10 protein-coding genes, 1 tRNA gene, 3 rRNA genes and 1 pseudogene are annotated in these 20,317 nt (G+C 47.7%); 1 reads left to right on the top strand and 14 read right to left on the bottom strand.

From position 1 onward, the window contains the following. Positions 1-9: 9 nt before the first annotated feature. The 6 genes from ACTWJ7_RS05920 to ACTWJ7_RS05895 form a co-directional block, all read right to left on the bottom strand. Positions 10-471, bottom strand: a complete 462-nt coding sequence (locus ACTWJ7_RS05920) for a CtsR family transcriptional regulator (protein ID WP_024633618.1) — start codon at positions 469-471, stop codon at positions 10-12. Positions 472-958: 487 nt separating this feature from the next. After that, positions 959-2,134: a GNAT family N-acetyltransferase gene (locus ACTWJ7_RS05915; RefSeq protein ID WP_301879990.1), complete on the bottom strand. Its 1,176-nt coding sequence runs from the start codon at positions 2,132-2,134 to the stop codon at positions 959-961. 232 nt (positions 2,135-2,366) lie between these two features. Next, positions 2,367-2,483: ribosomal RNA gene (gene rrf / locus ACTWJ7_RS05910) — 5S ribosomal RNA — on the bottom strand. A gap of 139 nt (positions 2,484-2,622) precedes the next feature. Continuing rightward, a 23S ribosomal RNA gene (locus ACTWJ7_RS05905) occupies positions 2,623-5,546 on the bottom strand. 252 nt (positions 5,547-5,798) lie between these two features. After that, positions 5,799-5,874, bottom strand: a tRNA-Ala gene (locus tag ACTWJ7_RS05900). A 155-nt stretch (positions 5,875-6,029) separates the two neighbouring features. Next, positions 6,030-7,579 (bottom strand): 16S ribosomal RNA (locus ACTWJ7_RS05895). The 16S, 23S and 5S rRNA genes sit together here with 1 tRNA gene alongside, the layout of an rRNA operon. 702 nt (positions 7,580-8,281) lie before the next feature. On the opposite strand from ACTWJ7_RS05895, the gene ACTWJ7_RS05890 reads away from it, so the two are divergent. Continuing rightward, a complete protein-coding gene (locus ACTWJ7_RS05890) occupies positions 8,282-9,634 on the top strand; it encodes a molybdopterin-dependent oxidoreductase (RefSeq protein ID WP_301879991.1) in 1,353 nt (450 codons plus the stop codon). Positions 9,635-9,789: 155 nt separating this feature from the next. Here the strand turns inward: ACTWJ7_RS05890 and ligA are convergent, their stop codons facing one another. The 8 genes and pseudogenes from ligA to galU form a co-directional block, all read right to left on the bottom strand. Continuing rightward, a complete protein-coding gene (gene ligA, locus ACTWJ7_RS05885; RefSeq protein WP_301879992.1) occupies positions 9,790-11,808 on the bottom strand; it encodes an NAD-dependent DNA ligase LigA in 2,019 nt (672 codons plus the stop codon). A gap of 114 nt (positions 11,809-11,922) precedes the next feature. Further along, a pseudogene (pcrA, locus tag ACTWJ7_RS05880) lies at positions 11,923-14,282 on the bottom strand (DNA helicase PcrA). Between the two features lie 415 nt (positions 14,283-14,697). Beyond that, positions 14,698-15,384, bottom strand: a complete 687-nt coding sequence (locus ACTWJ7_RS05875) for a heptaprenylglyceryl phosphate synthase (RefSeq protein WP_443146344.1) — start codon at positions 15,382-15,384, stop codon at positions 14,698-14,700. A gap of 296 nt (positions 15,385-15,680) precedes the next feature. Beyond that, the gene (locus tag ACTWJ7_RS05870; RefSeq protein WP_301879994.1) at positions 15,681-16,556 is read right to left on the bottom strand and encodes a phosphatidylinositol-specific phospholipase C/glycerophosphodiester phosphodiesterase family protein; all 876 of its coding nucleotides are present in this window, start codon (positions 16,554-16,556) and stop codon (positions 15,681-15,683) included. Positions 16,557-16,744: 188 nt separating this feature from the next. After that, positions 16,745-17,626, bottom strand: a complete 882-nt coding sequence (rfbD, locus tag ACTWJ7_RS05865; protein WP_301879995.1) for a dTDP-4-dehydrorhamnose reductase — start codon at positions 17,624-17,626, stop codon at positions 16,745-16,747. Beyond that, positions 17,623-18,648, bottom strand: a complete 1,026-nt coding sequence (gene rfbB / locus ACTWJ7_RS05860) for a dTDP-glucose 4,6-dehydratase (protein ID WP_079350032.1) — start codon at positions 18,646-18,648, stop codon at positions 17,623-17,625. Before rfbB ends, rfbD begins: the two co-directional genes overlap by 4 nt. A gap of 53 nt (positions 18,649-18,701) precedes the next feature. Further along, on the bottom strand, positions 18,702-19,250 hold the full coding sequence (gene rfbC / locus ACTWJ7_RS05855) for a dTDP-4-dehydrorhamnose 3,5-epimerase (RefSeq protein WP_079350031.1): 549 nt from the start codon (positions 19,248-19,250) through the stop codon (positions 18,702-18,704). Between the two features lie 181 nt (positions 19,251-19,431). Next, the gene (gene galU, locus ACTWJ7_RS05850) at positions 19,432-20,310 is read right to left on the bottom strand and encodes a UTP--glucose-1-phosphate uridylyltransferase GalU (RefSeq protein WP_079350030.1); all 879 of its coding nucleotides are present in this window, start codon (positions 20,308-20,310) and stop codon (positions 19,432-19,434) included. Positions 20,311-20,317 lie beyond the last annotated feature (7 nt).

The raw sequence follows: 20,317 nt of genomic DNA, 5'->3' as shown, positions 1-20,317 counted from the left end.
CGATAGTTTTCATTTACCGAGCAAAGATATTAACATCGCCTTTAACATTCTGGCACGAATTTGATCCCGGTAAGGAAGTTTGACCAATATAATCTCTCTCGATACAGCTGCCCGCATCAACCCGGCTTCCCTTTTGCTTAAGAAACGTGCTTCTTCCAGTTGGTAAATCAGACCTTCGGCAGCTGTCTGCCCGATCTCATCTCCAATACTATGGTGCAAATGGTTATGCAGAGCCGAGTGAGCCGGCAATTCAATCCGCTGTATGCGAACATAACCGCCGCCGCCACGTTTACTCTCTACAAGGTAACCTTTTTCGAGTGTAAATCGGGTGCTGATGACATAATTGATCTGGGAAGGCACACATGAAAATTGGTCAGCCAGATCATTACGTTGAATTTCGACCATTCCTTCGGGACTTTCATGCAAAATACTCTTCAGATATTGTTCGATAATATCAGAGATATTACGCATCCAATCATCCTCCACTGTCTGAAACGTTAAGTCAATAAGGACCCACACGCCCCTACAGAGTACACCTTCTCAACCCATTTAACCAATTTAACCAATCAAGGAAACAGCGAAACTGATCTTTCATGGTCGTTTACAGGAGAGCGAAGGACGCTCGAAGGTCCTTTAATATTGCCTATATCCGCTGATGTGTACTACCTTCAAAATGGCTCCCATCACCGGATTGCAGAAAGAAAGCTACGTAAGTATTTAACCTTTAGTTGACTTTGACTTTCTTTGACTTTATATACATTATAGCATATTTTGTGGTTTTGCCAAGAGGGAGCACTATTCATTTTTTACGATTTTACACGAAATATTCGGCTGACACAAAAAAACCTCTCCAAAAGAGCTGGAGAAGTCTATTTTCCTCACACTAGCAACGTATTGCTATGCAAGCTAAATCTCTATGAAAATGAGTCAGAACTCTCGTCATGAGAGTCAAAACGCATCAGAAGAAATCAAGTAAATACGTTTCCCGTTTAGGGATCGCTTGTTCCAAAGCCTTAATCGCTTCTGTCGGTCCTTCAATTCTGCCTATTTGAGCCATCTCCGTAGGTCTGCGATAACCCATCAGCATCGCGGTGAGCGCCTGAATGTCTACCTTAACGGTCTGATCTTTAGCTGCCGGCTCAGTTGTTTTCCAAATCGAAGCTGTACCGTTCATCGCCACATTCAACTGCCATACCCCTTCATTCCATGGTGCATGGGCATCCTCTACCTGAAGATTAATCTGTACTGGTGAGTCTTGACTCGCAAAAGGATACTGTGAAATAAATTGTTCCACACTGACAATACGTGCCATGAAGAAAGGTACAATTTCCTGCTGAATTCGCGGATTATCCAATTGAAAAGCAAGCATATCACTGGCTGGTGCCTGTAAGGTAACTTCCTCTATCATTGAATCATGGTTAGCTATAAAGGTCCACAAGGCTTGTCTAGCCTCTTCATTCAGATAAATGATCTCTCTAATGCTAAACTTTCTTTCTTTAACCTCATACAAAAGATACCCTTGCGCTCTACCAGCTTCATCATAATATACAGCCTTCTGGTTGGCTCCATTAGTGAGAACAGAATTCTCCCATCTCGCATCATCCCGAATCAAAGTTCCGTTATAGCGCTCAGCATAAGCACTGTATACTTCCTTTAATGTGTTGAGTCCCGGATCACCGCGCCGAATTGTTCCAGGGGTTGCCTTTTTCGCAGGCAGATGAGCTGTAGGCACTTTATATCGTTTAAATTCAACATAAGTCTCCCAACCATACCTCCGATAAAAAGCAAACGAGAACGGATGCAAAAACGATATACTTTGTTTATTACGGTTCATTTCCTCCAGCGCATGCTTCAACAGCCCAGCTACCCAGCCTTTGCGTCTATATTCTGGCCATGTGGCTACACCCGCAATACCACCCATCTCGAATGATCTCCCATGGATATAGGTTTGAAAAGGAATAATGTGAAGTTTCGCACCCAATTGCCCTTCCTCAAATACACCCCATATATCCTGTGAATCAAATTGACTCCGCCGCCTGTCCGTTTGTTCTTCACTCATTACCACTTGAAAAGCATACTCGGAGAGTGCCATAGCTGGTTCAAAATCATCTACCGTCAATTTCTGAATTTCCATGTCGTCCTGCACCCCGTTCTCTAAGTTATGATATCTTTCAAATCATGTCCTGATACGTGATGTATGTATCCAATTATGAGTGTGTCAGAGGAACGGGACAAAGTCAAACAAGAGATGCACGGGCATCTCTCAGGAAATAACATATATTCGTATATTATAATCGTTTCACCTATGATTTATAGTAAAAACGCAAATAAAAACCACCACCGAATAACATCGGCAGTGGTTCTTCGCTTGGCGGCGTCCTACTCTCCCAGGACCCTGCGGTCCAAGTACCATCGGCGCTAGAGGGCTTAACGGTCGTGTTCGGGATGGGTACGTGTGGAACCCCTCCGCCATCGCCACCAAACGAGCATTTGTGTAACAAATGCGTTCGCGTTCCATTCGGTCCGACACGGCTGTGTGGATGAATGGTTCAGCGGTTGTTCAGAGATCATTCTCTGAAAACTAGATCCGAAACGAAATTCGCGATGTATCACCTGCATATCTTGGATAAGCCCTCGACCGATTAGTACTGGTCAGCTCCATGCATTGCTGCACTTCCACCCCCAGCCTATCTACCTCGTCGTCTTCAAGGGGTCTTACATACTGGGAAATCTCATCTTGAGGGGGGCTTCACGCTTAGATGCTTTCAGCGCTTATCCCTTCCGTACATAGCTACCCAGCGGTGCTCCTGGCGGAACAACTGGTACACCAGCGGTACGTCCATCCCGGTCCTCTCGTACTAAGGACAGCTCCTCTCAAATTTCCTACGCCCACGACAGATAGGGACCGAACTGTCTCACGACGTTCTGAACCCAGCTCGCGTACCGCTTTAATGGGCGAACAGCCCAACCCTTGGGACCTACTTCAGCCCCAGGATGCGATGAGCCGACATCGAGGTGCCAAACCTCCCCGTCGATGTGGACTCTTGGGGGAGATAAGCCTGTTATCCCCAGGGTAGCTTTTATCCGTTGAGCGATGGCCCTTCCATGCGGTACCACCGGATCACTAAGCCCGACTTTCGTCCCTGCTCGACTTGTAGGTCTCGCAGTCAAGCTCCCTTATGCCTTTGCACTCTTCGAATGATTTCCAACCATTCTGAGGGAACCTTTGGGCGCCTCCGTTACTCTTTAGGAGGCGACCGCCCCAGTCAAACTGCCCACCTGACACTGTCCCCGCACCGGATTACGGTACCAGGTTAGAACCTAGATACGATCAGGGTGGTATCCCAACGGTGCCTCCACACAAGCTGGCGCTCATGCTTCAAAGGCTCCCACCTATCCTGTACAGATCGTACCCAAATTCAATATCAAGCTGCAGTAAAGCTCCATGGGGTCTTTCCGTCTTGTCGCGGGTAACCTGCATCTTCACAGGTATTAAAATTTCACCGGATCTCTCGTTGAGACAGCGCCCAAGTCGTTACGCCATTCGTGCGGGTCAGAATTTACCTGACAAGGAATTTCGCTACCTTAGGACCGTTATAGTTACGGCCGCCGTTTACTGGGGCTTCGGTTCACAGCTTCGGATTGCTCCTAACCGCTCCCCTTAACCTTCCAGCACCGGGCAGGCGTCAGCCCGTATACTTCGCCTTACGGCTTCGCACAGACCTGTGTTTTTGCTAAACAGTCGCTTGGGCCTTTTCACTGCGGCCCCCTCGTGCTATTCACACTACCGGGGCACCCCTTCTCCGAAGTTACGGGGTCATTTTGCCGAGTTCCTTAACGAGAGTTCTTCCGCGCGCCTTAGAATTCTCTTCTCGCCTACCTGTGTCGGTTTGCGGTACGGGCACCATCACCTGGCTAGAGGCTTTTCTTGGCAGTGTGAGATCATGACCTTCGCTACTATAATTTTCGCTCCCCATCACAGTCCAGCCTTACGATGTGCGGATTTGCCTACACATCAGCCTCACTGCTTAGACGGACATCCATCAGTCCGCGTCACTACCCTGCTGCGTCCCCCATTGCTCATAACGGCTTACGGTGGTACAGGAATTTCGACCTGTTGTCCTTCGACTACGCCTTTCGGCCTCGCCTTAGGTCCCGACTTACCCTGAGCGGACGAGCCTTCCTCAGGAACCCTTAGGCTTTCGGCGGATCAGATTCTCACTGATCTTTTCGTTACTCATACCGGCATTCTCACTTGTATAATGTCCAGCGCTCCTTACGGTACACCTTCAACCCTTATACAACGCTCCCCTACCCCTGATGCAATGCATCAAGCCATAGCTTCGGTGGTGTGTTTAGCCCCGTTACATTTTCGGCGCAGAGTCACTCGACCAGTGAGCTATTACGCACTCTTTCAATGGTGGCTGCTTCTAAGCCAACATCCTGGTTGTCTGTGCAACTCCACATCCTTTCCCACTTAACACACACTTGGGGACCTTAGCTGATGGTCTGGGCTGTTTCCCTTTTGACAATGGATCTTAGCACTCACTGTCTGACTCCCGGAAGTAAGTCTATGGCATTCGGAGTTTGACTGAGCTTGGTAACCCTTGCGGGCCCCGCACCCAATCAGTGCTCTACCTCCACGACTCTGTTTTCCGAGGCTAGCCCTAAAGCTATTTCGGGGAGAACCAGCTATCTCCGAGTTCGATTGGAATTTCTCCGCTACCCCCACCTCATCCCCGCATTTTTCAACATGCGTGGGTTCGGGCCTCCAGTGCGTGTTACCGCACCTTCACCCTGGACAGGGGTAGATCACCCGGTTTCGGGTCTACGTCCACGTACTAAGTCGCCCTATTCAGACTCGCTTTCGCTGCGGCTCCGGCTCTTCACCTTAACCTTGCACGGGAACGTAACTCGCCGGTTCATTCTACAAAAGGCACGCCATCACCCCTAAAACGGGCTCTGACTTTTTGTAAGCACACGGTTTCAGGTTCTATTTCACTCCCCTTCCGGGGTGCTTTTCACCTTTCCCTCACGGTACTGCTTCACTATCGGTCGCTAGGAAGTATTTAGCCTTGGCAGATGGTCCTGCCGGATTCATACGGGGTTTCACGTGCCCCGCACTACTCGGGATCCGTCTCGGAGGGAACCAACTTTCAACTACAGGGCTTTTACCTTCTTTGGCGGGCCTTTCCAGACCTCTTCACTTAACCGGTTCCTTTGTAACTCCATGTGAGACGTCCCACAACCCCAGAGAGCAAGCTCTCTGGTTTGGGCTTCTCCGCGTTCGCTCGCCGCTACTGACGGAATCACTATTGTTTTCTCTTCCTCAAGGTACTTAGATGTTTCAGTTCCCTTGGTATGCCTCTACATAACCTATGTATTCAGTTATGAGTAACTGGAAATTACCCCAGCTGGGTTTCCCCATTCGGACACCCCCGGATCAAAGCTTGCTTACAGCTCCCCGAGGCAGTTTCGTTGTTCGCCACGTCCTTCATCGGCTCCTAGCGCCTAGGCATCCTCCGTGTGCTCTTAGTAGCTTAACCATTTTGCTCCGGTTTCGACTGCTAGCTTCCCTTGTTTTGCTTACGCAAATCCAAAAGTCGCTCCCATTCGATACCATCGCAATAGCAGTCTACCTTATAAACACTTCACTTGTTTACACAAGTTCAGCTAGGATGATTGTTGATCGGTTACTTGCACCGAACAAGCATTCATCCCTAAAAGGAATGTTCTAAATCGCAATTTTCGTTTCGATATCTAGTTTTCAAAGAACAAGCTAAATAGACGAAATTCTTTGGTGGAGCCAAGCGGGATCGAACCGCTGACCTCCTGCTTGCAAGGCAGGCGCTCTCCCAGCTGAGCTATGGCCCCTCAAATTCCATCAAAACTGAACAAATGGATAAGTAACTGTGTTTTTGCTTTTCATTTCATCCACACCGAAGTGATGGACCGAAACGAATCGCTGTCGCAGGTTCTGAGAACCTGCTTATTTGAATGTTTCCGTTACAGGAAACGATTCTCCATAGAAAGGAGGTGATCCAGCCGCACCTTCCGATACGGCTACCTTGTTACGACTTCACCCCAATCATCTATCCCACCTTCGGCGGCTGGCTCCTTGCGGTTACCCCACCGACTTCGGGTGTTATAAACTCTCGTGGTGTGACGGGCGGTGTGTACAAGACCCGGGAACGTATTCACCGCGGCATGCTGATCCGCGATTACTAGCAATTCCGACTTCATGCAGGCGAGTTGCAGCCTGCAATCCGAACTGAGACCGGCTTTTTAGGATTCGTTCCACCTCGCGGTTTCACTGCCCGTTGTACCGGCCATTGTAGTACGTGTGTAGCCCAGGTCATAAGGGGCATGATGATTTGACGTCATCCCCACCTTCCTCCGGTTTGTCACCGGCAGTCACCTTAGAGTGCCCACCCGAAGTGCTGGCAACTAAGATCAAGGGTTGCGCTCGTTGCGGGACTTAACCCAACATCTCACGACACGAGCTGACGACAACCATGCACCACCTGTCTCCTCTGTCCCGAAGGAAAGGTACATCTCTGTACCGGTCAGAGGGATGTCAAGACCTGGTAAGGTTCTTCGCGTTGCTTCGAATTAAACCACATACTCCACTGCTTGTGCGGGTCCCCGTCAATTCCTTTGAGTTTCAGTCTTGCGACCGTACTCCCCAGGCGGAGTGCTTAATGTGTTAACTTCGGCACCAAGGGTATCGAAACCCCTAACACCTAGCACTCATCGTTTACGGCGTGGACTACCAGGGTATCTAATCCTGTTTGCTCCCCACGCTTTCGCGCCTCAGCGTCAGTTACAGCCCAGAGAGTCGCCTTCGCCACTGGTGTTCCTCCACATATCTACGCATTTCACCGCTACACGTGGAATTCCACTCTCCTCTTCTGCACTCAAGTCACCCAGTTTCCAGTGCGATCCGGGGTTGAGCCCGGGATTAAACACCAGACTTAAATGACCGCCTGCGCGCGCTTTACGCCCAATAATTCCGGACAACGCTTGCCCCTACGTATTACCGCGGCTGCTGGCACGTAGTTAGCCGGGGCTTTCTTCTCAGGTACCGTCACCTTGAGAGCAGTTACTCTCCCAAGCGTTCTTCCCTGGCAACAGAGCTTTACGATCCGAAAACCTTCATCACTCACGCGGCATTGCTCCGTCAGGCTTTCGCCCATTGCGGAAGATTCCCTACTGCTGCCTCCCGTAGGAGTCTGGGCCGTGTCTCAGTCCCAGTGTGGCCGATCACCCTCTCAGGTCGGCTACGCATCGTCGCCTTGGTGAGCCGTTACCCCACCAACTAGCTAATGCGCCGCAGGCCCATCCCCAAGTGACAGATTGCTCCGTCTTTCCAGTTTCCTTCAGGAGAAGAAAACAACTATTCGGTATTAGCTACCGTTTCCGGTAGTTGTCCCAAACTTGAGGGCAGGTTGCCTACGTGTTACTCACCCGTCCGCCGCTAACTATCGGAGAAGCAAGCTTCTCTTCAAGTCCGCTCGACTTGCATGTATTAGGCATGCCGCCAGCGTTCGTCCTGAGCCAGGATCAAACTCTCCAATAAAGTATTGAAAAGAGCGATAAGCTCATTTTGAAACTGACGATTCATTATGAATCAAAAGTTACTATCCATTTGTTCAGTTTTCAAGGAACTTGTGTCCGTTCGTGTTGACGCTTGTCAACCGGACAGGAATCTTATCTTATCATGTTGACCAAGTAGTCGTCAACTCTTTTTTTTCGTCAGCGTTCAAAGCGTTTCGACAATCATTCGTTTGAGGCGACAAGAAATAATATATCATGATCTAATTCATTTAGCAAGCACTTTTTAATAACCTTTATATAAATACTTTATAATCCGCAAGTACCATAAATAAAGAAACTCTTAACTACAGCATTCGACAGCTTATATCAATCCAGAAGAATCGACTATATTTACATACAGATACTTTCGGTTTACTGAACAAATGAATAATTCTATTTACTAAAAACGGATAGCCCATCTACTTTTACGCAAATAGTATTAGATAACTATTTAGAGGATACTTATATATAAGAAGTGTTTTCCTCTACTCCCTTTGATGTAAGTGATCCAAACGCTCTATAATACGGTATATATAGTATAGATTAAGGGATGAATGCTACTTCCATTCCAATTGTTTATGACAGCTGCTCGATGATACTTAATTCAGAACCGCTTTCTAAATCACAATCGGCTTTATTCATATTGAAGATACAAGGATGAATAACCTATATGGGGTGAAGGCATATGAAACAATGGCTGAAGGACATTCGAAAGGGTTATGGTAAAAAGCTCGTTTCCATTCATGCATGGAATGCCTGGATTGTTGTCATCCTCGCGGTAACAGGTCTTATGTTAGTTGGTGGTTTCTGGCGTGAGTTACTCGGGATTGGACGCGTATGGTTAAAGTGGCTGCATATTATCGTCGGGCTAGCTATGCTGGCACCCGTAGTATATTACTTGCTTTTGGCAGGAAAGCACTGGAAACAACTTCGCAATAGGCCTTGGCAGAGAGCAAATACTATCGTTGTTCTTGCACTGCTGGTAGGGTGGCTGTTATCAGGTATTGTGTTATGGCAGTTCAAGATCGCTGGACCGAGATGGTCGAACGCTGCGCTTCTAATTCATGATTTGCTGACTTGGGTTGGCCTGCCTTATATTATCTACCACTCCATCACGCGAACCAAGTGGTTAAAAGACCCTGCACGACGCGCAGTAAATACAACGACAATAGTAGCAGAAGCTAGAAAAATGGCTCATCCAACTGATGCTCCTGATGAAATTACGCCACCAGCAGCGATAGCTCCTACAGAATCTTTACGTACCCCAAAGGATGGTTCTCTCCATCAAACTGAGAAACCTCAACCTGTGTATACACGGCGGGCATTTATTCGGTCTGCTGTTGGCGTGGGGCTAGCTGTGACTTTGGGACCTACTTTTATATCTTGGGTTGGACGGAACCTCAATATAGACAACAACATTGATAGCATGCTGGAGAATGACCCCAATCGCATGGTGCCCTTACCGCAAGCATTACCTGCTTCTTCACCACCCGTGGGAGGCGGAGCCGAAGGTCATTTTCGCGTTTATACGGTAACACCGATACCTTCCTTTTCCAATGCAAACTGGTCATTCCGGCTCGATGGGCTTGTTGAACGGGCGCAAGTCTGGAACTGGGAACAGTTCGTGAAGCTTGCACGTACGGTTCAGGTTAGTGACTTTCATTGCGTTACAGGCTGGTCTGTATATAAGAATACTTGGGAAGGCATATCCCTTAAAAAACTATTGACTCAAGCCGGAGTTAAACCCGAAGCGCAAAGTGTTAAGTTCTACTCTGGAGATGGTGTGTATACGGATGCCATTACGATGGATCAGGCGCAGATGGATGATATTATGGTCGCTGTCATGCATGATGGCAAACCGATCCCCGCAGATCTGGGCGGTCCGGTACGATTGGTCATTCCCCAGATGTATGCCTATAAGTCCGTCAAGTGGCTGAATCGCATTGAACTGATCGACAGCGACCATATCGGTTACTGGGAAGAACGTGGATACGACAAGGACGCATGGCTCACGGGTGCTTCCCAGGCGCGTTCCTGATTTAAGTTGATACGGATGTAAGGTTAAGTTTAAATATACGTGTAAACCAAAGACCCCCGTTCCACTCATTCGTTCTACAGGGTCTTTAAGTTATTTATCATTCACTTGGATGACAAAGCGTTCTAAATCACCCAGTCATACTTCACATTCAGGATCTATCCCTGTTGATTCAAAAGACGTACGAGTTCGTCCTCATCCTCAATGGTAGGTATGCCGAGATCGTGAGCTTTGGCCAGTTTGGAACCGGCCTTCTCTCCGGCAATAACAAGGTCTGTCTTTTTGGAGACACTGCCCGTTACCTTCGCTCCAAGCGCTTCCAGTCGTTGCGTTGCCTCTTCCCGCGTCAGTTGATGCAGCGTTCCGGTCAGCACGACCGTTTTGCCACTGAAGAAGGAATCTTCCACAATCGCTGCTGGTGCCTCAGGCGCCTGGGCTTTCACACCCAAATTCAGCATTTTCTCAATCGCCGCCTGTGTAAACGGATCTGCAAAAAAAGTCACAATGCTTTCGGCTACAATACCACCGACGTCCGGAAGTTCAACGAGCTCCTCTGCCGTAGCATTCATAATGGCATGCAGGTCGCGGTAATGATCAGCCAGCATGCGTGTAGTTGATTTGCCTGTATTCGGGATACCCAGTGAATATAGGAACGAAGCGAGGTCACGATCCTTGCTCTGCTCCAGGGCAGCAATAAGGTTGTTTGCTTTCTTTTCACCAAACCGCTCGAGCTTAACCAAATCATCGAATTGCAGTGTATACAGGTCAGCGGGCTCACGCACGTTCAATTCATCATACAGCTGAATCGCCGTTTTCTCGCTGAACGTCTCGATGTCCATTGCATCACGGGAAGCAAAATGAGAAATGCGGGCTACGGTCTGTGGTTTGCACGCCAGCTTGTTGTTACAGAACAAATGCGCTCCACGCTGTTCCAGCGGGAATCCACATGCCGGACATTGCTCAGGGAACACAATCTCCTCGCCATCACTCTCTTCAGTCACTTTGCCCAGAATTTCAGGAATGACATCATTGGAACGACGGATAAAGACACGTGTGCCCAAGGCAAACTTCAGATTTTTCCGCTCAATGTCACCGACGTTATTCAATGTGCAGTTCTGTACCGTTACCCCAGCAAGCTCAACCGGTTCTACCCGCGCAAGCGGAGTCACTTTGCCGGTACGACCCACATTCCAAACAACAGAGTTGAGAACGGTCGTAGTCTCTTCGGCCTCAAACTTGTACGCCACCGCCCAACGAGGGAATTTGTCTGTGTAACCCAGTGCCTCACGGGTGCGCATGTCTGTAATTTTGATAACGGCTCCATCAATCAGATAATCCAGTTGGGCACGGCTCTCCTGTATCGCTGCAAGCTGGTCCATCACATCATCAAACTCATGGAAATACGTAATCGATGGATTGACTTTGAATCGATTTTCACGGAGAAAATCCATCATCTCCTGATGGTTGGCAAACTGAATATCATCCGAATAACCTACATTATAGAAATAGGCGTTTAACCGCCGCTCAGCGGTTGTCTTCGGATTCAGGTTACGCAGCGCTCCTGCTGCTGCATTACGGGCATTTTTAAGCGGCTCTGCTGCGGTTTCATTATATCGATTCAACACAGACAGATTCATGATGCCTTCACCCTGGACTTCAATCGTGCCGCCTGTATAAGGGATTTTGAGCGGGACAGACTTAATCGTTCTAACCTGAGCCAAAATGCCCTCACCTACGGTTCCGTTCCCACGGGTAGAGGCTTGAACCAACTCTCCGTTCGTGTACGTTAGATTCAGGGTCAGACCGTCAAACTTCAGTTCAATGACATAGCCGGGTTCAGGCAACGGATTGTCCGGATTTTTGGTGTTGTAATCATTGACCAGCTTGAGCACACGCGTATTCCAGCTCCGCAGCTGCTCAATATTCTGGGCTTTGTCCAAGCTCCACAATGGAGATAAGTGGCGATGCGGTGTAAACCCTTTGAGCAGTTCACCCCCCACACGCTGTGTCGGAGAATCAGGCAAAACCATGCCACTCTCCTGTTCCAGCGTAACCAGTTCATCGTACAGAAGATCATACTCCTTGTCGCTGATCTGCGGCTGATCCATCGTGTAGTACTGATAATTATACTGGTTCAGCTCGGTAACGAGTTGCTCCATCCGGTGCATCGGGTCCATATAGGGCCATCCCTCCGTAAATAAAATTTAAATCTATGTAGAACGAACATTCATATGGCACTCGATCTCCGCTGACATTACAGCTTGTGCAACATGAATGTTTCGTTCTTAAATCTATTCCACTTTGGTAATTGGAGCAAAACCTGCAAGCAGACGTTTTAGACCCACCGGGGCCGGGAATGCGATCTGAAGCTCCGTGTCATTACCCGAGCCTTTCACCCCAACAATCGTACCTGTCCCCCATTTGCCGTGCTGTACTTTATCTCCGGCTTTGAAACCTGCTTCTCCATTAGAAGCTGCGGGTTTGGACGCAGATGATGGCGTAGAATAAGCTGGGCGGGAAGTACTTGTGGTCACACGCGAAGTTGGCGTGGATGTGGTAGCAGAGGAACCACTTCTGCTTTGTTGTTCGAAAAGCTTGGCCGTATTGCCCCCACCAAAGTTACTTCCACCACTTGCCCCAAGTCCACGACCACCATATGATCCACCTGCGCTGCTACCACGACGGTAGCGGTCACGAGCCATTGAGGTATCCTCTTTAAGCTCATCCGGGATTTCATCCAGGAAACGCGAAGGCGGGTTCGCAGTTGTACGTCCGAACAAGGTCCGCATTTGCGCGCAAGACAGGAAGAGTTGTTCTTCCGCACGCGTAATCCCTACATAAGCCAGCCGGCGCTCTTCCTCCAGCTCTTCGTTGTCCATAAAGGCCCGGCTGTGCGGGAAAACCCCTTCCTCCATACCAACGATAAAGACGACAGGGAACTCCAGACCTTTGGCACTGTGCATTGTCATCAAGGTAACTGCGTCACTCTGATCCTCTTCATCATCGTTCATGCTGTCGATATCCGCAATCAGTGCAAGATCGGTGAGGAACGAAACGAGTGTTTTGTCTTCATTATTTTTCTCAAATTCCATCGTAACGGACAGGAACTCATCAATGTTCTCCAGCCGTGCACGGGATTCGAGCGTGTTTTCATTTTGCATCTCTAGTCGGTACTGACTCATCTCGAGAATCTTCTCGGTTAGTTCAGTCACAGACAGATATTCTACCATCTGATGCAGCGCGGCGATCATGTCATAGAACTCCACCAACGCATTCCGCGTTCGACCAGCAAAACCAAGATCGTCCACAACTTGAAGCACACGGTATATTGAAATCCCCCGTTCTCCTGCCGCAGCTGCCAGCTTCGCTACCGTTGTATCACCAATGCTGCGTTTCGGCACATTAATAATCCGGGTTAGGCTGATGTCATCGTCAGGGTTGGAAAGCAGGCGCAGATACGCCAGAATATCCTTGATCTCTTTACGATCATAGAACTTGATGCCGCCAACAATCTGATACGGAATATCAGACTTGATCAAAATTTCCTCTATAACCCGGGACTGTGCGTTTGTACGGTACAAAATGGCATGGTTCTGATAGGATTTGCCGTTCTTCACATTTTTACTAATCTCGGAGGTTACAAAGTATCCCTCATCATGTTCGGAATCCGCACGGTACACCTTGATCTTTGAGCCACCCTCTTTGTCCGTCCACAGCTTCTTCGGTTTGCGCCCAGTATTCAGGCCGATTACCTCATTCGCTGCATTCAGGATATTTGAAGTGGAACGATAGTTTTGCTCCAGCAAAATCGTACTTGCTTCAGGATAGTCCTTCTCAAAATTCAGGATGTTGCTGATATCCGCTCCACGCCAGCGATAGATCGATTGGTCACTATCCCCTACGACGCAGATACGGTGATGACTATCAGCGAGCATGCGGCAAAGCATGTATTGCGCGCGGTTGGTATCCTGATACTCATCCACGTGAATGTACTGGAATTTCTTTTGGTAAAAGTCGAGAACTTCCGGTACCTCTTTGAAAAGTTGAATGGTCGCCATGATGAGATCGTCAAAGTCGAGCGAGTTGTTGGCTCTGAGTTTTTCTGATACATCTTATATACCTTCGCCACAATGCCTTCGAAATAGTCAGCAGCCTGCTTCTCATATTGCTCCGGACTGATCAATTCATTCTTCGCGGTGCTCATCATCGACTGAACAGCTTTCGGTTCAAATTTCTTGGTATCGATGTTCTGGTCTTTCATACAACTACGAATTACAGATAATTGGTCAGATGAGTCCAAAATGCTGAAATTTGAGGTGAATCCGATACGTTCTATGTCACGGCGCAGAATACGCACGCACATGGAGTGAAACGTCGAAACCCAAATATCACGGCCCTGAGAGCCGCCAACCAGTTGGGATACCCGGTCTTGCATCTCGCGTGCCGCTTTGTTCGTAAAAGTAATAGCCAAAATGCCCCATGGCGGTGCTTTTCGTGTTGCAATCAGATAGGCAATCCGGTGTGTGAGCACCCGGGTCTTGCCACTACCCGCTCCAGCCATTATCAGTAGCGGTCCATCCGTCGCTTCGACGGCTTGCCGTTGGGGGGGGTTAAGCCGTGCAACGGCATCATGTATATTTACAGGTTGCATGCATGCATGCTCCTTTCGTTGGTTGAGATCGATATAAGGTCACTAACAATTACACTTGCCACTCCGATGACAGAATTAACTTTCGATCGCTGTTATTCCCGGATTTTATTAATTAAATTTCTAAAGGTGAATATCCGGTAATAAAGGCGAACGCTCCGCTTCTCCAGCTTATTTCTGTCCTCTCCGTTCGCGTGTAAAAATAGTCAGCTTATAATTTAGAGATAGTTAAAATAACAAGAAAACTGTAATGACTCTTTCAGTTTTTAAAAAGGGACTTCGTTTCTTCAGATTGGTTCTGCCCTATCCGTTCTCGTGTAAAACAACATTGCGCTCATATAAATTGTTTAATGAGTAAGGTCAAAGTTCTATTTTAACAGATCAGGAGGGTAAATTGGGGAATGGTAAACTAAACCGATTAAACGGATTGTTTCACAGCTTGGACTGTCTCCAGCGCCTTGTTCAAATCACTGTACACAATGTTGCCAACCACAACGGTATCTGCGACCTGAGCGGCTTGTCCAGCTTTCTCCGAACTATCAATCCCGCCGCCATAGATGAGATGCGCCTTGGTGAGTTGTCTGTGCGTCTCTCCAACCAGCTCCATATCTCCAAACGTCCCACTGTACTCCATGTATACGATAGGCAGGTTAAGCAGACGTTCCGCAGCCTGGGCGTAAGCAACCGCAGCATCAGTCGTCAATTCCGTATCCGCTCCTGTCATTCGGGCAACAGTGGAGTCGGCATTGAGGACAATATAGCCTTCTGCAATAAGCAGATCCCATGGAATCAGATAACCGTAACGCTCAATGGCTTGCTGGTGTTGTCCAATGATCCATTGGCTATCCGTTGCATTCAGTACCATCGGAATCAGATATCCGTCAAAACCGGGCACAACGGCCTCCAAATCGGATACTTCCAGCACACAGGGCAGCTCGTAGCGACGTACTCGGGACATCAGGTCCACCGTGTTATCATAGGTAATTCCCGAAGATCCCCCTACCATAATGGCATCGGTCCCCGACATGCAAATTAGGTCGAGTGCTTCATCCGTTATTTCCCGGTCCGGGTCGAGCTTAAATACATGTCTCCACTGCTTAATCATGTCTATCAACGAACATTCCTCCAGAGGTTCTTCTGCATCCTAAAAAGCTTGTAAACTAAGTCTAAGTCAGCAGGGATTGAGTGTCAATGTTCGTATAAAAAGGGGAACAAAAAATCACAGACTTTTCCCTGGAATTGCAGGAGAAGCCTGTAATTTTAATAGATACGATTGCGATGTTACAGAAGAATTCAAGTTAGGTACCAGGTGCAGGTGCCACTACGAACATCAATATTATGAGTAGAGCTCAACAGTCTTTCGTAGGAGCACTGTATCCATTTGAATCAAAATATAATATCTCAAGGCTTCCAGGCAAAACGTGTGTTCATATCATCCAATTCCTGCTCGGTCAATACATCCGAATACACGCCGTACACGCCCCATTTCTCATAATTCGCCACCTGGTCGGTGTCATTAATGGTGTGCACGTAGGTAACGGCTCCTGCCTGCTTCAGCTTGGCAACGAAATTCTGATTCACTTTATACTCCGGCATAGTTACGGCATCGATGTCATTCTTTTGTACAAAATCAACCACCTGGGCTTCCGTATCTTGCGTAGCATAAAGAGTATAGATAATAGAAGGAAATGCGTAGATTTCTTTCACGGTTTCGAGCATCGGCTCGTTATAGATCTGCACAACGACCCGATTAAGGATTGTCGGATCATGTTGCTTGGCTGCGTCCACGAGTGATTTCAGCACCTGCTGAATATCCTCATCCTTCTGTTCTTTGGTATCGGTCACGATATACATATCCTGGTACTTGGCCAATACGTCCATAATGCCGTCGGCATCCATGGGTTGGTACTTGCCCAGAATGGGCGTATTCATAAATTCATCATGTGTCAGCGCCCCAGCCTGTTTGTCTTCGGGTAACTCCTCGTCCTGTCCCAGCATTTTGCTCATGTTGGCGGTCCATTCATGTCTGGCTACTGCTTTCCGGTCCGAGGTAAGCATAAAGTCGATCTCAAACACACGTGTGCCCTTCTCATAATTGGCAATCATCGCCTCATAGGCATTGGTGTAAGGCTGCTCACGGATACTGCCCATCGCATGGGCAATCAATCGATAGGCCGTAAATCCATCGTGCTGCTCCTCGCTTTGACTGTCATAGGCAAAAAAGAGTGTGCCCACGGTTACGATGAGTAGTGTAATGACTGCGGCAATTCGTTTCATATGGCGTTCACATCCTTAATAGGGTGATAGGGAAGAAAAGAGTATGATAATCATGATATGACGAAGCATGTGCGGTTTTTCCTTTTTGATAGCTAACTACCCTGATTGGAGAGGTGTAAAACAAAAAGCCGCCCGAAGGCGGCTGTAAAATCTAGGGATACAATATTCGGATGAATAAGAAGCCCTACCTAATCGGCTTGCTCTACACTTAATTCATTCAGGAATGCGATCAAAGCCTCTCTCCAAGCTCTCATAGGTTGCAGACCATTTGTACGAATAGCGAGATGATCCATTACGGAATATTGAGGGCGAGGAGCAGGACGCGGAAATTGCTCGGTGGTACAGGGCTCAAGAACAGCGCTTTGTTTGAATCGGGATTGCTTGGCTGCTTCTTCGGCGATGGCCTGAGCAAATTCATACCATGTGCATGTTCCCGAATTAGAGGCATGGTAGATACCGTATTTTTCAGTTAAAGAAAGCTCACTTACGAGTCTAGCTAAATCCACAGTATATGTGGGTGATCCTTGTTGATCATGAACCACCTGAAGTCGGGGACGCTTCTCCAGAAGCTCCAGCATGGTTTTGACAAAATTGCTACCGTGTACTCCAAATACCCATGATGTTCGGATAATAAACCATCGCGTACAGAGCCCCTCGACCAGTCTCTCTCCCGCAAGCTTCGACTTGCCATACACAGTCTGCGGATTTGTCACATCAAATTCCTGATAAGGTCTCGTTGCTGTGCCATCAAATACATAATCCGTACTAATATAAATGAGTTTGGCTTTCACTTTCTCCGCAGCAACTGCAATATTTCTAGTGCCTGCTACATTGACTGTGTATGCCATATCCTCATCTGTTTCGGCCAAATCGACGGCTGTATATGCAGCACAATGAACGATAATGTGAGGCTGGAATGCATTAATGGTTTCTCTGCATTGCTGTTGGTCGGTAATGTCCAATTGATCCCTGTCACAGGCCATGACATCATGACCACCTGCTTGAAATGTTTTCACAACATCGTATCCGAGCTGTCCCGCAGCTCCCGTTACCAGTACTCTGTACTTCATTCTGAGGAATCACCCATTCGCTTACCATACTGAAGTTGAACATAATCCTGATACGTTCCTGATTGTATTTGTGTCCACCAATCCTGATGGTTCAGATACCACTGAATGGTTTCCTTAATCCCTGTCTCAAAATTGTGCACAGGCTTCCACCCAAGCTCTGTACCCAACTTGGTCGGGTCAATTCCGTAACGCCGGTCATGCCCCGGCCGATCCTGAACATATTGAATCAAATTGGCCGGCTTGCCCAGTTGTTTTAGAATAGTCTCAACAATATATAGATTGGTCCGCTCATTATTTCCCCCAATGTTGTAAACCTCTCCGATCTTGCCATTGTGAATGACCAAATCGATAGCGCTGCAGTGATCCTCTACATAAAGCCAATCACGAATATTCAGTCCATCGCCATAGACAGGAATAGCCTCATCATTTAATGCACGGGATATAATTAAAGGAATGAGCTTCTCTGGAAATTGAAAAGGTCCATAATTGTTTGAACAACGTGTAATGTTTACAGGCAAACCAAAGGTTTCATGATACGCTCTTACAAGCAAATCTCCACCAGCTTTACTGGCAGAGTATGGACTATTCGGCATCAAAGGTGTCTCTTCTGTAAACAACCCTATGGGGCCGAGTGAGCCATATACTTCGTCTGTAGATACCTGAACGTATTTGGTAACTTGATATTTCTTCGCCGCATCCAGCAAAATCTGAGTCCCTAGTACATTGGTACGCACAAAAATATCTGGGGAGAGAATGCTGCGATCCACATGAGATTCAGCTGCAAAATTAACCACTACGTCAATTCCTTTGGAGATGATTTGTTCCATCTGCTGTACGTCAGTGATATCCGCTCGGATAAACGTGTATTGAGGATTGGATTCCACGGATTGCAAATTCTCCAGATTGCCTGCATAAGTTAGGGAATCCACGTTAACAATTTCATAATCAGGATGCTCACGAAGCATATACATCACAAAGTTGCTGCCGATGAATCCAGCTCCACCAGTAACGAGTAGTTTCATGCCGTCTCTCTCCTTCTGCCTCCAGATACAGAAGTACCTGAGAAGTCTTTTTGTTAGTCAAAGTTCAGTTCTGCATCTTTGAGTAACGGATGCTTTTGGTCTTTCTCTGATAAAGTAGGAGCCGTAACAGGCCAATCAATCGCGAGTGCAGGATCATTCCACAAAATACCACGGTCATGTTCAGGGGAATAGTATGCATCCACCTTATATGTCACCTGGGTATGTGGCACCAGTGTACAAAATCCATGAGCAAAGCCTTGAGGGACAAGCAACTGCCGCTGATTATACTCACTGAGAATGACACTTTTCCACTGTCCGAAGGTTGGTGATGAGGGACGAATATCTACAATAACATCATAAATAGCTCCGGATATAACTCTGACTAACTTCGTCTGGGCTCTCGGTTGAAGCTGGTAATGAAGTCCGCGAAGAACTCCAGCTTCGGCGGACAGGGATTGATTGTCCTGAACGAACACATGATGTATACCATTCTCATACAGAACACGCTCATTGTAGCTTTCCATAAAATATCCCCGATGATCGCCATATACCTTGGGTTCCAATATAGCTGCGCCATCCATAAACAGCGGAATCACCTTCATGTTACCCCTCCGTTTTTGCTAATAACAGCATTTCTTCATAATAACTATGTATATGTAGGGCATCAGGCAAGTGATCGTTCATTGGCCTGGTTATATCATGATATTTCAATACGTTGTTCCATAAAATAATCAAAACCCAGCCGTGTTTAATTTTCGGCTGGGCTTACTACTAGCGATTTCTCTATTTGTTCTGAACAATCTGCTCCAAATACTTCAACAAATCCTCCCGCAAATCCGGGCGCTGAAGGGCATAATGAATCGTGGTTTCAATAAAACCAAGCTTCTCCCCAACATCATGGCGCAGGCCGTCAAAGTGATAGGCCAAAATCTGGCGCTGGTCGTTCAGACGGGACAAGGCATCCGTCAGTTGGATTTCTCCACCTACCCCAGCAGACTGCTGACCCAGGATATCGAAGATATCCGGCGTCAGAATATAACGACCCATAATAGCCAGATTGGAAGGTGATTCTTCCGTCTTGGGTTTCTCGATCAAACGACGCGCGCGGTACACACGATCTTCGGTACGAGATACCAATTCTCCGTCCACAATCCCGTAACGCGACACTTCGCTCCAATCGACTGGCTGTACGCCTACGATCGGTGATTGCAATTCATCATAGACTTCGATCATCTGCTGAAGACAGGGATGATTAGACTCCACAATGTCGTCCCCAAGCAGAACAGCAAAAGGTTCATCCCCAATAAACTTGCGGGCACACCAGATGGCGTGTCCAAGGCCCTTTGGTTCCTTTTGACGAATATAATGGATGTCTGCCATTTCGGAGGGCTTGCGAACTTCATTCAGCAGATCCCACTTCTGTTTACCAGCCAGGTTCTGCTCCAACTCGAATGAATAGTCAAAATGATCCTCGATGGCCCGTTTACCTTTACCTGTGACGATAATGATATCCTCAATGCCCGAAGCCACAGCTTCTTCAATAATGTACTGAATCGTCGGCTTATCGACGATGGGCAACATTTCCTTGGGCATCGCCTTCGTGGCAGGCAGAAACCGGGTACCGAGCCCGGCTGCTGGAATAATTGCTTTGCGAATACGCACGCTAGAA

Origin of the sequence: Paenibacillus sp. 1A_MP2 (genome assembly GCF_052244825.1) — a bacterium.
GTDB lineage: Bacteria > Bacillota > Bacilli > Paenibacillales > Paenibacillaceae > Paenibacillus > Paenibacillus vandeheii.
This window is presented reverse-complemented; position numbering and strand designations above follow the sequence as displayed.

Bases quoted from the DNA above. Each gene is read 5' to 3' on its own strand.
- ACTWJ7_RS05920 (WP_024633618.1), bottom strand. From the start codon at position 471: ATGCGTAATATCTCTGATATTATCGAACAATATCTGAAGAGTATTTTG.
- ACTWJ7_RS05915 (WP_301879990.1), bottom strand. From the start codon at position 2,134: ATGGAAATTCAGAAATTGACGGTAGATGATTTTGAACCAGCTATGGCA.
- ACTWJ7_RS05890 (WP_301879991.1), top strand. From the start codon at position 8,282: ATGAAACAATGGCTGAAGGACATTCGAAAGGGTTATGGTAAAAAGCTC.
- ligA (WP_301879992.1), bottom strand. From the start codon at position 11,808: ATGGACCCGATGCACCGGATGGAGCAACTCGTTACCGAGCTGAACCAG.
- ACTWJ7_RS05875 (WP_443146344.1), bottom strand. From the start codon at position 15,384: ATGATTAAGCAGTGGAGACATGTATTTAAGCTCGACCCGGACCGGGAA.
- ACTWJ7_RS05870 (WP_301879994.1), bottom strand. From the start codon at position 16,556: ATGAAACGAATTGCCGCAGTCATTACACTACTCATCGTAACCGTGGGC.
- rfbD (WP_301879995.1), bottom strand. From the start codon at position 17,626: ATGAAGTACAGAGTACTGGTAACGGGAGCTGCGGGACAGCTCGGATAC.
- rfbB (WP_079350032.1), bottom strand. From the start codon at position 18,648: ATGAAACTACTCGTTACTGGTGGAGCTGGATTCATCGGCAGCAACTTT.
- rfbC (WP_079350031.1), bottom strand. From the start codon at position 19,250: ATGAAGGTGATTCCGCTGTTTATGGATGGCGCAGCTATATTGGAACCC.